We start from the raw sequence: 15,706 nt of genomic DNA on the forward strand, positions 1-15,706 counted from the left end.
ATGGAAAACCCTACACTATTTAATAATTCAATGATTAAAGGGACCGTTGATGCGATTTTGTTTCAAAACAAAGAAAATTTTTATACGGTTTTAAAAGTTGATACGATTGAATCCAACGAGACATTCGATTCAATGCCTACAATTGTAGGGTTTTTCCCAGATATTGCAGAAGGTGACGTTTATACATTTAAAGGCCAAGTCGTTACGCATGCGAAATATGGTAAACAATTAAAGGCTGAAACATTTGAAAAAGAGTTACCACAAACGAAAGAAGCAATTATAAGTTATTTATCCAGTGATCTTTTTAAAGGAATAGGTAAAAAAACAGCACAAAGTATTGTAAATAAATTAGGTGAAAATGCAATTAGTGACATATTAAATGATCCAACTGTATTAGAAAAAGTACCTAGCTTACCCCAAAAGAAACAAAAACAAATTGCTGAACAAATCGCAAGTAATCAAGAAACAGAACAAATTATTATTCGTCTTCATGATTTAGGTTTTGGACCTAAGCTAGCAATGGCAATATACCAAGCATATTTAGGCGAAACGCTCAACGTAGTTGAAAACAAGCCTTATCAACTTGTATATGACGTCAAAGGTATTGGTTTTAATAAGGCGGACACATTAGCGCGTAATGTCGGCATTCAATTTAACGATGCAGAACGTCTTAAAGCAGGTTTACTTTATGTGCTAGAAGAAGAATGCATAAAACAAGGCCATACTTATTTACCAACTCATAATGTACTAGAGATGACTCAAGATATGTTATCACAACCACCAGCTGAATTAATAGAAACACAGCAACTTGAGCAAGTTTTACAGGATTTAGTAAATGACACTAAATTAATCCAGCAAGAAAATGAAGTCGCTATTCCAAGTCTGTATTATTCAGAACTGAAAAGCGTACAAAATTTATACCGTAATTTTACTTATACAAACAAACTTAAAGAAATAGAGCAATCTGATTTACTGCTTGAAATCGGTGAAATTGAAGATCGCAATAAAGTGACTTATGCAGATTCGCAAAGAGAAGCCTTGCAAACAGCGATTAACTCTAAAATAATGTTGCTGACAGGTGGTCCAGGTACAGGAAAAACTACTGTTATTAAAGGAATTGTTGAACTGTATGCAGAGTTGCATGGTTTATCATTAGATTATGACGATTATCAAAATGATGATTATCCAGTAGTTCTAGGTGCGCCAACCGGAAGAGCATCGAAGCGTTTATCAGAGTCAACTGGTTTGGAGGCTATGACGATACATCGTCTAATAGGTTGGAATCAAGATACGCAACCAGAAGATATATTAGACAATGAAATTTCTGCAAAACTTATCATAATTGATGAAATGTCAATGGTTGATACATGGTTATTTCATCAATTTTTAAGTGCTGTACCTATCGATGCGCAAGTTATACTAGTCGGGGATGAGGATCAATTGCCATCTGTTGGACCGGGTCAAGTATTTAAGGATTTAATTGATTCGAAAGTGATTCCTCGTGTGAATTTAACTGAAGTTTACCGTCAACAAGATGGTTCAAGTATTATTGAATTAGCGCATAGGATGAAGCTAGGAGAAGAAATTGATATTACACAACGTTTTCATGATCGTAATTTTATAAACTGTACAACAGAACAGATACCCTCTGTTGTTGAAAAAGTAGTATCAAGTGCAGTGAATAAAGGTTATGATATGAGTGATATTCAAGTATTAGCTCCGATGTATAAAGGATCTGCAGGTATAAAGAAACTAAATACAGTATTACAAGATATCTTGAATCCTAAAGAACAGGATACTCGAGAAATTGAGTTTGGTGACATTGTTTTTAGAAAAGGTGATAAGGTATTACAACTTGTTAACCGACCAAGCGATAATATATTTAATGGTGATATTGGAGTTATTGTAGGTATCTTCTGGGCTAAAGAAAATGCGTTAAACAAAGATGTTTTGGTAGTTGATTTTGAAGGTAACGAGATTACATTTGTTCGGCAAGATTTAATGGAATTAACACACGCTTATTGTACATCAATTCATAAGTCACAAGGTTCAGAATTTCCAATCGTTATTATGCCAATGGTTAAACAGTACTTTAGAATGCTTCAAAAACCTATATTATATACAGGTTTAACACGTGCTAAACAGTCACTTGTGTTCTTAGGAGATCCACAAGCATTTGATATTGGCCTAAAGACGCATGGCCAAGTGAGAATGACACAATTATGTGCTTTTCTTCAAGCATATTTTAATAATGATGAAGAAACTGAAAGTGCTGATGTCAGTAAATCCTTTGATTCAGATATTATATTGTCTGAAGAAAATATATTTAAAATAAATCCTATGATTAATATGGGGGAGTTTTCCCCATATGACTTCGTTGAAGATTGACATTGTCGCTGAAAATAAATACAATATAAATAACTTCGCATGAAGATAAGTAAACTATGTTTTATCCCTAGAGATGTACTGGTCGGTGAAAAGTACAATGAATATAGTTGAAAGCTACTTTGTGTCAGTAAGCATAATAACTAATTGAGTGATAAGTGTATGTTAGTAAATTTGTTAAGACTGTTGAATTGCAATAATTTTAACAATGACGTCTATAAAGATTTACTGATGCTTATAACTAGGGTGGTACCGCGAAACGTTCGTCCCTTTTATGAGGATGGGCGTTTTTTATTTTCGTTTTTTATGAATTACTGTTATAACTTGAGTTGAGATGGAGGAAATTTAAGGTATGAAAAACTTAAAAGCAAGTGAAATTAGACAAAATTTTATCGATTATTTTGTAGAACAAGGTCATATGGTTGAACCATCAGCACCATTAGTTCCAATTGATGATGATTCTTTACTATGGATTAATTCTGGTGTAGCAACGTTAAAAAAATATTTTGATGGTAGGGAAACGCCAAGAAAACCACGTATTGTGAATTCACAAAAAGCAATTAGAACAAATGACATTGAAAATGTAGGGTTTACTGCACGTCATCATACATTTTTTGAAATGTTAGGTAATTTCTCAATTGGTAATTATTTTAAAAAAGAAGCAATTGAATTTGCATGGGAATTTTTAACTAGTGAGAAATGGATGGCAATGGACCCTAAAATGTTATATGTGACTGTACATCCAGAAGATATTGAAGCGTATCGTATATGGAATGAGGACATTGGCTTAGAGGAAAGTAGAATTATTAGAATTGAAGGAAATTTCTGGGACATTGGTGAAGGTCCTTCAGGACCTAATACAGAAATTTTCTATGACCGTGGAGATAGTTATGGTAAAGATGATCCGGCTGAAGAAATGTATCCAGGTGGAGAGAATGAGCGTTTCCTTGAAGTGTGGAATTTAGTGTTTAGTGAATTTAACCATAATAAAGACCACACATACACACCACTCCCAAATAAAAACATTGATACGGGTATGGGATTAGAAAGAATGGCATCATTAGCTCAAAATGTACGTACAAATTATGAAACAGATTTATTCATGCCAATAATCCGTGAAGTAGAAACACTATCAGGGAAAAAATATTTAGAAAAAGATGCATATGATGTTGCATTTAAAGTTATATCAGATCATATTCGTACGATTGCATTTGCAATTGCTGATGGTGCATTACCAGCTAACGAGGGTCGTGGTTATGTATTACGTCGCTTGTTACGTCGTGCTGTAAGATTTAGCCAATCTTTAGATATCAATGAACCATTTATGTATCAATTAGTTGATATAGTTGCTGATATTATGGAACCGTATTATCCAAACGTAAAAGAAAAGTCTGATTTTATTAAACGTGTAATCAAATCTGAAGAAGAACGTTTCCACGAAACATTAGAAGAAGGGCTCGCTATTTTAAATAATCTTGTGGCTCAAGCAAAAGAACAATCTAATGAAATTAGTGGTAAAGATGCTTTTAAACTGTATGATACTTACGGGTTCCCTGTAGAACTAACTGAAGAGATTGCAACACAAGAAAATTTAACAGTAGATATGGCCACATTTGAATCTGAAATGCAGCAACAAAGAGATAGAGCTAGACAAGCAAGACAAAATTCACAATCAATGCAAGTGCAAAGTGAAGTGTTGAAGAAAATTACGACTGAAAGTAAGTTTGTTGGTTATGATGTAATGGACAGAGCTACTACAATAACTGATATCATTCATAATGGCGAATTAGTTGATACTGCAGAAGCTGGTGAGATTGTTTATTTCATCCTTAAAGAGACGCCATTTTATGCAGTAAGTGGTGGTCAAGTTGCCGATCAAGGTAAAGTAAGTAATGAAAACTTTGAAATTGCAGTAACTGAAGTTACGAAAGCACCTAATGGTCAAAACTTACACAAAGGTGAGATTCAATTTGGTACAGTAAAAACAAATACAGAAGTGTCTGCAAGTGTTAACCATAAAGACCGTAGTGCAATTAAGAAAAACCACAGTGCAACACATTTATTACATGCAGCACTAAAAGAAGTGTTGGGCGAACACGTTAACCAAGCTGGCTCATTGGTTGAAGCAGAGCGTTTAAGATTTGATTTTTCACATTTCGGTCCTATGACTCAAGAAGAAATTGATCAAGTGGAACGCAGAGTTAATGAAGAAATATGGAACAGCATTGAAGTTAACATCCAAGAAATGCCTATAGAAGAAGCTAAACAAATTGGTGCTATGGCATTATTTGGTGAGAAATACGGTGATGTAGTCAGAGTAGTAAATATGGCACCATTCTCAATTGAGTTGTGTGGCGGTATTCATGTTAATAACACTTCTGAAATCGGTCTATTTAAAATCGTAAGTGAATCTGGTACTGGTGCTGGAGTTAGACGAATAGAAGCTTTAACTGGTAAATCAGCTTTTCTATATTTAGAAACGATACAAACGCAATTTAATGCTGTTAAAACTCAAGTAAAAGTTAAAACAGATGACCAAGTATTAGATAAAGTAATACAAATGCAAACAGAAGAAAAAGAATTAGTGAAACAACTAGAACAAAAAAATAAAGAAGTTACTTCACTGAAAATGGGAGACCTTACAAACCAAGTTGAAGAAATTAACGGTTTGAAATTCCTTGCTACCGAAGTTGAAGTGCCTAATGCTAAAGCTATACGTGAAACGATGGACGACTTCAAATCAAAATTACAAGATACAGTGATAGTACTTATTAGTAATGTAGACGGCAAAGTATCTTTAGTAGCAACTGTACCAAAAGCGTTTACTGATAGAGTAAAAGCTGGTGATATCATTAAAAATATGGCACCAATTGTAGGTGGTAAAGGTGGAGGTCGCCCAGACATGGCTCAAGGTGGCGGAACTCAGCCAGAAAACATAACAGAAGCATTACGATTTATTAAAGATTACATTAAATCGCTATAACTTCAAGCCATTCTCATGTAGAATGAGAATAAGAACTTTTTTATCTCGATACAAAAGGAGTGTTGTACATGGAAAATTTTGATAAAACAATGAAATTTAATTATGATGAAATTCCAAAAGAAGATGTCAAAACAGTGTTACAAAATGTCTATAATACGTTGAAAGAAAAAGGATATAATCCAGTAAATCAAATCGTAGGTTATTTACTATCAGGTGATCCTGCCTATATTCCACGTCATAATGAAGCTAGAAATCAAATACGTCGCATTGATCGTGATGATATTATGGAAGAATTAGTTTCTAGTTACTTACAAGAGAAAACTAACTAATTTATGTTAAAACATAAAATCGTTGGTTTAGATGTAGGTAGTAAAACTGTTGGCATTGCAATAAGTGATCTTATGGGTTGGACAGCCCAAGGATTAGATACACTCCGTATAGACGAAGAAAAAAATGAATTAGGTATAAATCAACTTGTAGATATTATACAAAAAGAGAAAGTTGGTACCGTAATTATCGGATTACCAAAAAATATGAACAATTCTATTGGATTTCGAGGCGAGGCTTCGTTACAATACAAGGAGCAACTTCAAGAAGCACTGCCATCATTAGAGATAATCATGTGGGATGAACGCTTAAGCACTATGGCTGCAGAACGTTCACTGCTTGAAGCAGATGTTTCTAGACAGAAACGAAAAAAAGTAATTGATAAAATGGCTGCGGTTTTTATATTGCAAGGCTATTTAGACTCATTACAATAAAAAGGAGCGTTTAATTATGACCGAACACAATCACGATTCTCAATTAGAAATTAACAACGAAGAGGAATTACTTACTCTATACGATGAGGAAGGTAATGAAGTCTTATATCGTAAAGTATTAGAATTCTTCCACCCAGAATTTAAAAAAGAATATGTGATTCTTGCTGAAGAAGGCGCAGAATCTGATGATGATGATTTAATAGAATTGGTACCAATGATTAATGAACCAGATGAAAATGGTGAAGGTGGTAAATTCTTACCTGTAGAAACAGATGAAGAGTGGGACATGATTGAAGAAGTAGTTAATACTGAAATGGACGATCATGATCACGACCACGAATAATAAATAGTAATTAATTAAAATGCGAAAAGCATAAGAGTTTGGGGTTAAAATACCTATTCTCAAAATAAGAGGGCTAACCCATTAGGGATTAGCTCTCTTTTATATTTAAAATCTTATAAGTTTGAACACATATAGTTCCTTTGGATCTGATTTTGAGCTTATAGTCGGTACTATAATCCTCCTCAGTTATATTTCTCAGTTATTAGTACGTTAGTAGAATATGTAATTTTATGCAAAGAAATATGTTGTTCTATACCGTGAAATTTCTATATTATAACATTAAAGCGAGGCGTTTTTTAAATCATGTTTATGACATGATTTTAATTTTATTACCAATGGAAAATACAGTACTAAATACTTATGAAAAATAGATAAAACAATGACATGTATTATAATTCTATTTTTAAATTTAGTATTCGCTGTGACTTTACACTTATATTATCTATGTGTTTGTGATAAAATATATAAAGTTAAATTTGTGCGTACATACATAAAAGAAAAAATTTTATACTGAATCATAATTAAAATAAATACGCATATTGAATTTAGGATTTAATATTTTGTTTAAATTATTTAATCAGTCACTAAATGACTGATTTATTTTATTGCTTGAATCCAAAGTATGATTTTACAACAAAGGAAGTTATGAAGAAATGGATAATAATCAATCCTATTTATTAAATTTGCACAAGCAAACAGATGAAAACATAGAAACTCTAAGAACGTTTGCAGAGGAAAATAATGTCCCAATTGTAGATAGACTGACGCTTGAGATGATAAAACAAGTAATCAGATTACATAAACCAACAAACATATTAGAAATTGGTACTGCCATTGGCTATAGCGCAATGCAATTTGCTTCGATATCTAAAGAAATTCAAGTGACAACAATAGAACGTGATGAAGAAATGATAAATAAAGCAAAAGAAAATATAGAATTATATGGTTTTAATAACCAAGTAAATATAATAGAAGGCAATGCGTTAGAACAGTTCAATAAGGTGAACGGTCAAACATACGATATGATATTTATTGATGCTGCTAAAGCACAATCAAAGAAATTTTTTGAACTTTATACGCCTATCTTAAAAGATGGCGGTGTTGTTATTACAGATAATGTTCTATATCACGGTTTTGTTTCGGATATATCTGTGGTACGCACACGTAATGTACGTCAAATGGTTAAAAAAGTAATAGAGTATAACGAATGGTTAATTAATCATGAAGGCTATACAACTAATTTTTTAAACATAGATGATGGTTTAGCAATTTCAATTAAAGGAGAATCACAATGACAGAATTATTAGTTACACCCAAATCTGTTAAACATATTGAAGTGTTGATTGAAAAAGGCGCTGATGCATTTGTGATAGGCGAGCAGAAATTTGGATTGAGGCTTGCTGGTGAATTTAATAGAGAGGCTATGCGAGAAGCTGTAAATTTGGCACACAGTAATGATAAAAAGGTTTATGCAGCTGTGAATGGGCTTTTTCACAACTATCATTTAAATGCCGTTAAATCCTATATAGAATTTTTGCACGAAATTAAAGTAGATCGTATTATTTTTGGTGACCCTGCTGTAATTATGTTTGTTAAAAATCAGGATAATCCGATTCCACTAAATTGGGATGCGGAAACGTTAGTGACAAATTATTTTCAGTGCAATTACTGGGGGAAAAAAGGAGCCAAACGTGCTCAATTAGCAAGAGAGTTGAATTTAGAAGAAATCCTAAATATAAAAGCTAATGCAAATGTGGAAATTGAAGTACAAGTACATGGTATGACATGTATGTTTCAATCTAAGCGCATGTTGTTAGGCAATTATTACACATTTCAAGAACGACAATTAAAGATTGAGCGTAATCTAGTAGCTGATGAATTATTATTATATGACGAAGAACGTGATAACAAATATCCAGTCTTCGAAGATTATAATGGCACACATATTATGTCTCCGCATGATATATGTTTAATAGAAGAATTAGAACCATTATTAGAGGCTAGTATAGATGCATTGAAAATAGATGGTGTGTTACAGTCAGAAGAATATATAAATGTGTGTACTGAACAATATAGAGAAGCCATTGATTTATATAATGAAGATCCTGAAGCTTATGATGACGAAAAATTTATGCTTGTTGATCCAATTGAAGCAATACAACCAGAACATCGTCCATTTGATGAAGGATTCTTATATAAACAAACGGTATATTAATGGAGGTTGAACAGTGGAAATTTTAGAAGAAATTAATATTCAACATATACCTAAAATAAAAAAGCCTGAACTTCTTGCACCAGCTGGAAATTTAGAAAAACTGAAAATAGCCGTACATTATGGTGCAGATGCTGTTTTCTTGGGTGGACAAGCATATGGTTTAAGATCAAACGCCGATAATTTTACATTAGCAGAAATAAAAGAAGGCGTTGAATTTGCCAAACGATATAATGCTAAAATTTATGTTACTACGAATATAATCGCTCATGATGAAAACATGGAAGGTCTAGATGACTATTTACGTGACTTAGCATTGGCGGGTGTTACAGGAATCATTGTTGCAGACCCGTTAATTATTGAGACTTGTAAAAATGTTGCGCCAGAACTAGAAATTCATCTATCTACACAACAATCTCTTTCAAATTATAAAGCGGTTGAATTTTGGAAAGACGAAGGTCTAGACAGAGTTGTTTTAGCACGTGAAACCGGTGCAATGGAAATGAAAGAAATGAAAGAGCAAGTAGACATTGAGATTGAATCATTTATACATGGAGCTATGTGTATTGCTTATTCAGGTAGATGTACTTTAAGTAATCATATGACTGCAAGAGATTCAAACAGAGGTGGTTGTTGTCAAAGTTGTCGTTGGGATTATGATTTACTGCAAGTGGAAGCTGACGGAGAATTAGACTTATATTATGGAGATGAGGAAGTCACACCATTTGCAATGAGCCCGAAAGATTTAAAATTAATAGAATCTATTCCAAATATGATGGATATTGGTGTTGATTCATTGAAAATAGAAGGGCGCATGAAATCAATTCACTATATTGCTACAGTTGTTTCTGTTTATAGAAAAGTGATTGATGCTTATGCCAATGACCCTCAAAATTTCAAAATCAAACCAGAATGGTTGATAGAATTAGATAAATGTGCCAACAGAGATACTGCTTCTGCTTTTATAGAAGGTACACCTGGTTATGAAGAGCAAATGTTTGGACATCAGAATAAGAAAAATTCAGCTTATGACTTCTGTGGGTTAGTATTAGATTATGATGAGAAAACTAAGATTGCAACGATTCAACAACGAAATAAATTTGAGCCTGGACAAGAAATAGAATTTTTCGGCCCAGAAATTGAGACTTTTCGACAAGTTGTAGAGACAATTTATGACGAAGAGGGTAATGAACTTGATGCTGCCCGTCACCCATTACAAATTGTGCAAATTAAAGTTAATCATCCAATTTATGCAAATAACATGATGAGAAAGGAAATTGGATAATGAAAAGTACAACAATAATCGGTATAGCTGGTGGGTCTGGATCAGGTAAAACATCAGTCACAAATGAAATTATGAAAAATTTAGAAGGTCATAGTGTTGCACTATTGGCTCAAGACTATTATTATAAAGACCAATCGCATTTAACTTTTGATGAACGTTTGGAAACCAATTATGACCATCCCTTCGCTTTTGATAATGACTTGTTAATTGAAAATTTAACCGACTTACGAAATGGTAAACAGGTTGAAGTGCCAACATACGATTATACTAATCATACAAGAAGTGAGGAAACGATTGCATTTGAGACAAAAGATGTTATTATCGTAGAAGGTATATTTGCGCTTGAAAACAAAACATTAAGAGATTTAATGGATGTAAAAATTTATGTCGATACAGATGCTGATTTACGCATATTAAGACGTCTTCTTAGGGACACTGAAGAAAGAGGACGTACAATGGATTCTGTAATCAATCAATATCTAAATGTAGTTCGACCAATGCACAATCAATTTATAGAACCTACAAAAAGATACGCAGATATTATTATTCCAGAGGGTGGAAGTAATAAAGTAGCAATCGATATAATGACAACTAAGATTCAAACTTTAGTAAGTAAACAATAGTATTTATATGTAAAGGAAGATGACATAATGGAAAATCAAAAACAATATCCAATGACTCAAGAAGGATTTGAAAAGTTAGAAAACGAACTTGAAGAGTTAAAAACAGTTAAGCGACCTGAAGTCGTGGAAAAAATTAAAGTTGCACGTTCTTTCGGAGATTTATCAGAGAACTCAGAGTATGATGCCGCTAAAGATGAACAAGGTTTTATTGAACAAGATATCCAACGTATAGAACATATGTTGCGTAATGCACTTATTATTGAAGATAATGGTGATAATAACCAAGTGCAATTAGGTAAAACTGTAACTTTTGTAGAACTACCTGGTGATGAAGAAGAAGAATATCAAATTGTCGGTTCTGCAGAATCTGATGCATTTAAAGGAAAAATCTCTAACGAATCACCAATGGCAAAAAGCTTAATTGGGAAAAAATTAGATGATGAAGTACGTGTACCATTACCAAATGGTGGAGAAATCAACGTGAAAATTGTTAATATTAAATAATATAATTAAGTACCCCCTAGTAGTGCTCGTACTGCTGGGGGGTACTTAAAATATATTGTAGTATTTCTATACTTATGGATAGTATTTAAAAAACGTTAAAAGTTATTTTATAGTGTATTTATAAAAAATGACTCTACTTAATAATTAAATATTAAGGATTTTATGTATTTGCATTTATTATTATTATTGATAATTATTTACTATTAAACAGGAAAATAAACTGAATGATATAATGATATTGTTAATCACGTAATTAAGTTTTTATTTAAAATTAATTGTAGAAAGCATAAAGGGGGATACGTTTCTGGAGTATAAATTAATAAATGAACAAACTATTATGATTTATTTCGAAGCTCAAATAAATCATCATATTTTTAATAAAGTTCAACAGATCAGACAGTATATTATAAATCAAAAACATCCTGCTATTATAGATATTGTACCGAGCTATAGAGCAATTATGCTTAGTATTGATATCGCACAATGTGATGTTAACCAAGTAGTTGAAGAACTTAAATTGGATCAATTAGACAATAAAATGGAAGCGCATACAAGTAGAGGAGCTAAGCAAATCAATATCCCTGTCTTTTACGGCAGAGAATATGGTCAAGATTTAAGTGAAGTTGCTTCATATAATAATTTATCAGAAGAAGAAGTTGTGCAATTACATACAGAAAATACATATTTAATATACATGCTTGGCTTTATGCCTGGTTTTCCATTTTTAGGAGGTTTGAATCCACAATTACATACTCCAAGAAGGCAAGAACCAAGAACAAGTATACCTGCCGGTTCAGTTGGTATTGCTAATAATCAAACTGGTTTATATCCAATGGAATCGCCTGGGGGATGGCAGATAATTGGTCGCACACCAATTCGAGTATTCGATATCAATCGCTCTCCAATGTGCTTGTATAATTCAGGAGATACAATTAAGTTTTATTCAATTGATGAAGAAACGTTTAAGCATATACAACAGTCACAACTACAAGATGATTTCGAAATTTCAAAGTGGGTGAATATATAGTATGAGTATTAAAATATTAAATCCTGGCTTATTTAGTACAGTTCAAGACTTAGGTAGAGTTGGTTATCAAGATCAAGGTTTCTCAACAGCTGGTGCTCTAGATACTTACGCTTTAAGAATAGGGTATACATTAATAGGTAATGATGGACCGGCCATTGAATTCACTATAATTGGGCCAACAATACAATTTCTAAAGGATAATACATTTGTGTTAACAGGTGGGCTTTTTGAAGCGACATTAAACGATCAAGCTATCTCTCATCAAACAGTTATTTTTGTTAAGAAGGGTGATGAATTAAAAATAAGCACAGTTGTTGATGGGGCAAGAGGATATATATTGTTCGGAAAACCACTCGAAATACCGAAAATAGCTAATAGTTATTCAACACACACCAGAAGTAAGATAGGTGGCTATCATGGCAGAGCATTAAAGTCTTCTGATGTAATCACATGTCGACAAAATAATATGTACACAGAACGTATAGGTTTGAGTTGTCCAGTTGAGGCGTTAAACCAAGAATTAATTCAGATAATAGAAGGCCCTCAAATAGATAGCTTTAGTGATGAAACTAAACAAAAGTTAGTAAACGAAGACTTTGAAATTTCAGAAAAATCTGACCGCATGGGTTTTCGTTTACAAGGCGAAAAAATTGCACCAATGGAATCTGCAGATATTATTTCTGAACCTGTAGCTTTAGGTAGTATACAAGTTCCAAATGATGGTAATCCTATTATTTTATTAAATGATAAGCAAACGGTTGGTGGCTATACTAAAATCGCAACAGTGTGTGCTGCCGATTTATCGATACTTGCACAGAAAAAGCCTAATGAAAAGATTAAGTTTGAATGGATTACGGTAGCAACAGCTACAGAAAAGCTAAAGCAAAAAGAGCAAGAGCTTAATGAAAAGCAAAATCAAATATTAAAAGCACCTATTTTCGATTTGTCTCAACTGAGAAAGACTTCAAATCGAATTAATAAATTACTTAAAGGAGAATAATAATGAATTTAGAAAAAGTAGAACAATTAATTAAATTAGTTAAATCAAATGAAGTTAAGAAATTCACCTATAAAGATTTTGAACATGAAATATCAATAGATTTTACAGAAGGTGTAGCTAATAATGTTGTTTCAAATCAACCATCGAATCAGTCAAGCGAAGCATATTCAAACGATACATCTAATGGTGAAACAAATGAATCAAGTTATCAATCAGTCAAATCACCTATGGTCGGAACATTTTTCTTACAAGATGAGAAAGAGTTAACCAATCCAACCGTAAACGTTGGTGACGAAATTAAAAAAGGAGATACGATTGGTTACATAGAAGCGATGAAAGTTTTAAATGAGGTAGTAAGTGACGTTTCTGGTGTGGTTGATGAAATTCTTGTCGAGCATGGATCTAATGTTGAATATAATCAACAGATTATAAAAGTGAAATAAGTTTGAAAAAGGGGTGTTCGTATGTATCGTTGTTTAATCGCAAACAGAGGAGAAATTGCAGTAAGAATTATTCGAGCTTGTAGAGAACTAGATATTGAAACGGTTGCAATATACGCTCTAGGGGACGAAAAAAGTTTACATGTCAGTTTAGCGGATCAAGCAGTTTGTATTGGTGACGCTAACCCATTAGAAAGTTATTTAAATCAGGACAGAATTATAAGTGCAGCTAAAATTACAGGCGCGAATGCGATTCATCCTGGGTATGGATTTTTATCAGAAAGTTCATCTTTTGCACGAAAAGTAGAAGATAATGATATCTACTTTATAGGCCCTACGCAAAAAACAATGGAAATGATGGGGGATAAAATTACTGCAAGGCAAACTGTAGATAATGCAGGCGTTCCAATTATTCCAGGATCGACTAAAGCTGTAGAATCAATTGGTGAAGTGCAAAGCATTGCACAAGAAATTGGCTATCCGCTTGTGTTGAAAGCTGCTAGTGGTGGCGGCGGTAAAGGAATTAGAATTGTTAAAACTGAAGATATGCTTGCTAAATCTTTTAAAGAGGCAAAAAGCGAAGGAAAAAAATATTTTGATGATGATCGTATTTATGTAGAAGCCTTTATACCAGTTGCAAAACACGTTGAAGTTCAAGTGATAGGCGATGGAAACGAAAATTACATACATTTAGGCGAAAGAGATTGTTCAGTACAAAGAAAAAATCAGAAGTTGATCGAAGAATCACCGTGTGCAGCTATAACTGATGAAATGAGAGAATCTATGTGTTTAGATGCAGTTAAGGTTGCAAAAGCTTCAAATTATAGGAGCGCAGGCACAATAGAATATTTAGTTACTAAAGATGCATACTATTTCATTGAGATGAATGCGCGTATTCAAGTAGAGCATACTGTAACTGAAATGAGAGCTAATCGCGATTTATTACAAGCGCAACTTTATTTGATGCAGCATAGTACGTTGCCATTTGATCAAGAAGATATTATTTTTGATGGTCACGTAATAGAAGCAAGAATTAATGCTGAAAATCCAGAAAGACAATTTCAACCTTCACCAGGTACAGTCCAATCTTTACATTTACCACAAGGTTTTAATATTCGTGTAGATAGTTTGTTATATCATGGTTACACAGTTTCCCCTAATTATGATTCGTTGGTTGCTAAGGTAATTGTTAAATCATCGACTCGCCAATTAGCAATTAAGAAATTGAAAGTAGTACTTGATGAAATGGTGATAGATGGATTTACAACCACCGCAGATTTCCTATATGCTGTATTATCATATCCTTTATATGCGAAAGGAAATGCTGAAGAAGTAGATATCAAGTTTTTAGATAGGCATCAAATCATTAAGGAGGAAACAAAATGAAAGTGGATTTAAATTGCGATTTAGGTGAAGCATTTGGTAATTATTCTTTTGGTGGTGACAAAGATATTATCCCACTCGTTACATCAGCAAATATTGCTTGTGGTTTTCATGCTGGTGATCAACATGTTATGAATCAAACGATTGCACTCGCAAAACAACATAATATTGGAATTGGTGCACATCCAGGTTTACCGGACTTGCAAGGGTTTGGTCGCAGAAATATGGATATTACACCGAATGAGATTTACGATATTGTAGTTTATCAACTTGGTGCACTTTCTGGATTTTGTAAAATACATGATGTTTCATTGAATCATGTCAAACCTCATGGAGCGCTATATCAAATGGGAGCAAGAGATAAAGCAACTGCACAAGCAATTGCGCAAGCAGTTTATGACTTTGATGAATCACTGATATTTGTTGGACTATCAAATACATTGCTTATATCTGAAGCTAAATCAGTAGGGTTAACAACTGCTTCAGAAGTGTTTGCTGACAGACGTTATGAAGATGATGGACAGCTTGTAAGTAGGAAAGATACCAATGCACTTATTACAGATACAAATGAAGCTATCGAACAAGTTATAAATATGGTAAAATCACAAAAAGTTATTACCAAAAATAACAATACAATAGATATAGAAGCTGATACTATTTGCGTACACGGAGATGGTGCGCATGCGCTTGAATTTGTATCGCAAATAAGAGAAAGATTATCGAAAGAAGGTATTTCTATTTCAAGGCTGGAGGGCTAAAT

The 15,706-nt window shown here is 33.1% G+C and carries 15 protein-coding genes; all 15 read left to right on the plus strand.

The features are described 5' to 3' along the window. The 15 genes from recD2 to pxpA all read left to right on the plus strand — a co-directional run bounded on the left by recD2 (window position 1) and on the right by pxpA (window position 15,704). The gene (recD2, locus tag ACSUE0_RS03625; protein ID WP_436956136.1) at window positions 1-2,388 is read left to right on the plus strand and encodes an SF1B family DNA helicase RecD2; all 2,388 of its coding nucleotides are present in this window, start codon (window positions 1-3) and stop codon (window positions 2,386-2,388) included. A 349-nt stretch (window positions 2,389-2,737) separates the two neighbouring features. Continuing rightward, complete coding sequence (alaS, locus tag ACSUE0_RS03630) at window positions 2,738-5,368, plus strand: alanine--tRNA ligase (protein WP_119613905.1); 2,631 nt, start codon at window positions 2,738-2,740, stop codon at window positions 5,366-5,368. 68 nt (window positions 5,369-5,436) lie between these two features. Then, window positions 5,437-5,697 carry an IreB family regulatory phosphoprotein gene (locus tag ACSUE0_RS03635; RefSeq protein ID WP_017724647.1) on the plus strand — a complete coding sequence of 87 codons (261 nt, stop codon included), beginning with the start codon at window positions 5,437-5,439 and terminating at the stop codon, window positions 5,695-5,697. Window positions 5,698-5,700: 3 nt separating this feature from the next. Beyond that, a complete protein-coding gene (ruvX, locus tag ACSUE0_RS03640) occupies window positions 5,701-6,129 on the plus strand; it encodes a Holliday junction resolvase RuvX (protein WP_119613906.1) in 429 nt (142 codons plus the stop codon). 16 nt (window positions 6,130-6,145) lie between these two features. Then, complete coding sequence (locus ACSUE0_RS03645; protein WP_017724645.1) at window positions 6,146-6,472, plus strand: DUF1292 domain-containing protein; 327 nt, start codon at window positions 6,146-6,148, stop codon at window positions 6,470-6,472. Between the two features lie 653 nt (window positions 6,473-7,125). Next, entirely contained in the window at window positions 7,126-7,767 is a 642-nt protein-coding gene (locus ACSUE0_RS03650) for an O-methyltransferase (RefSeq protein WP_436956139.1), read from the plus strand. Beyond that, window positions 7,764-8,687 (plus strand): peptidase U32 family protein, encoded by a 924-nt coding sequence (locus tag ACSUE0_RS03655; RefSeq protein WP_436956141.1) that lies wholly within the window; start codon window positions 7,764-7,766, stop codon window positions 8,685-8,687. The genes ACSUE0_RS03650 and ACSUE0_RS03655 overlap by 4 nt, the downstream gene beginning before the upstream one ends. Window positions 8,688-8,700: 13 nt before the next feature. After that, on the plus strand, window positions 8,701-9,969 hold the full coding sequence (locus ACSUE0_RS03660; protein WP_436956143.1) for a peptidase U32 family protein: 1,269 nt from the start codon (window positions 8,701-8,703) through the stop codon (window positions 9,967-9,969). Then, window positions 9,969-10,592 carry a uridine kinase gene (udk, locus tag ACSUE0_RS03665; protein ID WP_119613910.1) on the plus strand — a complete coding sequence of 208 codons (624 nt, stop codon included), beginning with the start codon at window positions 9,969-9,971 and terminating at the stop codon, window positions 10,590-10,592. The genes ACSUE0_RS03660 and udk overlap by 1 nt, the downstream gene beginning before the upstream one ends. 27 nt (window positions 10,593-10,619) lie before the next feature. Then, window positions 10,620-11,096 (plus strand): transcription elongation factor GreA, encoded by a 477-nt coding sequence (gene greA / locus ACSUE0_RS03670; protein ID WP_119613911.1) that lies wholly within the window; start codon window positions 10,620-10,622, stop codon window positions 11,094-11,096. Between the two features lie 304 nt (window positions 11,097-11,400). After that, entirely contained in the window at window positions 11,401-12,123 is a 723-nt protein-coding gene (gene pxpB, locus ACSUE0_RS03675; RefSeq protein WP_436956436.1) for a 5-oxoprolinase subunit PxpB, read from the plus strand. A 1-nt stretch (window position 12,124) separates the two neighbouring features. Then, window positions 12,125-13,123, plus strand: a complete 999-nt coding sequence (locus ACSUE0_RS03680) for a biotin-dependent carboxyltransferase family protein (RefSeq protein WP_436956145.1) — start codon at window positions 12,125-12,127, stop codon at window positions 13,121-13,123. 2 nt (window positions 13,124-13,125) lie between these two features. Further along, entirely contained in the window at window positions 13,126-13,566 is a 441-nt protein-coding gene (locus tag ACSUE0_RS03685; protein ID WP_119613914.1) for an acetyl-CoA carboxylase biotin carboxyl carrier protein, read from the plus strand. Window positions 13,567-13,587: 21 nt separating this feature from the next. Then, window positions 13,588-14,949 carry an acetyl-CoA carboxylase biotin carboxylase subunit gene (locus ACSUE0_RS03690; RefSeq protein ID WP_436956147.1) on the plus strand — a complete coding sequence of 454 codons (1,362 nt, stop codon included), beginning with the start codon at window positions 13,588-13,590 and terminating at the stop codon, window positions 14,947-14,949. Further along, window positions 14,946-15,704: a 5-oxoprolinase subunit PxpA gene (gene pxpA, locus ACSUE0_RS03695; protein ID WP_119613916.1), complete on the plus strand. Its 759-nt coding sequence runs from the start codon at window positions 14,946-14,948 to the stop codon at window positions 15,702-15,704. Before ACSUE0_RS03690 ends, pxpA begins: the two co-directional genes overlap by 4 nt. The last annotated feature ends 2 nt before the right edge of the window (window positions 15,705-15,706 follow it).

It is taken from the genome of Staphylococcus sp. AS1337 (assembly GCF_051408735.1).
GTDB lineage: Bacteria > Bacillota > Bacilli > Staphylococcales > Staphylococcaceae > Staphylococcus > Staphylococcus xylosus_B.

Bases quoted from the DNA above. Each gene is read 5' to 3' on its own strand.
- ACSUE0_RS03685 (WP_119613914.1), top strand. From the start codon at position 13,126: ATGAATTTAGAAAAAGTAGAACAATTAATTAAATTAGTTAAATCAAAT.
- ACSUE0_RS03680 (WP_436956145.1), top strand. From the start codon at position 12,125: ATGAGTATTAAAATATTAAATCCTGGCTTATTTAGTACAGTTCAAGAC.
- ACSUE0_RS03690 (WP_436956147.1), top strand. From the start codon at position 13,588: ATGTATCGTTGTTTAATCGCAAACAGAGGAGAAATTGCAGTAAGAATT.
- ruvX (WP_119613906.1), top strand. From the start codon at position 5,701: ATGTTAAAACATAAAATCGTTGGTTTAGATGTAGGTAGTAAAACTGTT.
- alaS (WP_119613905.1), top strand. From the start codon at position 2,738: ATGAAAAACTTAAAAGCAAGTGAAATTAGACAAAATTTTATCGATTAT.
- recD2 (WP_436956136.1), top strand. From the start codon at position 1: ATGGAAAACCCTACACTATTTAATAATTCAATGATTAAAGGGACCGTT.
- ACSUE0_RS03635 (WP_017724647.1), top strand. From the start codon at position 5,437: ATGGAAAATTTTGATAAAACAATGAAATTTAATTATGATGAAATTCCA.
- ACSUE0_RS03655 (WP_436956141.1), top strand. From the start codon at position 7,764: ATGACAGAATTATTAGTTACACCCAAATCTGTTAAACATATTGAAGTG.
- greA (WP_119613911.1), top strand. From the start codon at position 10,620: ATGGAAAATCAAAAACAATATCCAATGACTCAAGAAGGATTTGAAAAG.
- ACSUE0_RS03650 (WP_436956139.1), top strand. From the start codon at position 7,126: ATGGATAATAATCAATCCTATTTATTAAATTTGCACAAGCAAACAGAT.
- pxpA (WP_119613916.1), top strand. From the start codon at position 14,946: ATGAAAGTGGATTTAAATTGCGATTTAGGTGAAGCATTTGGTAATTAT.
- udk (WP_119613910.1), top strand. From the start codon at position 9,969: ATGAAAAGTACAACAATAATCGGTATAGCTGGTGGGTCTGGATCAGGT.
- ACSUE0_RS03645 (WP_017724645.1), top strand. From the start codon at position 6,146: ATGACCGAACACAATCACGATTCTCAATTAGAAATTAACAACGAAGAG.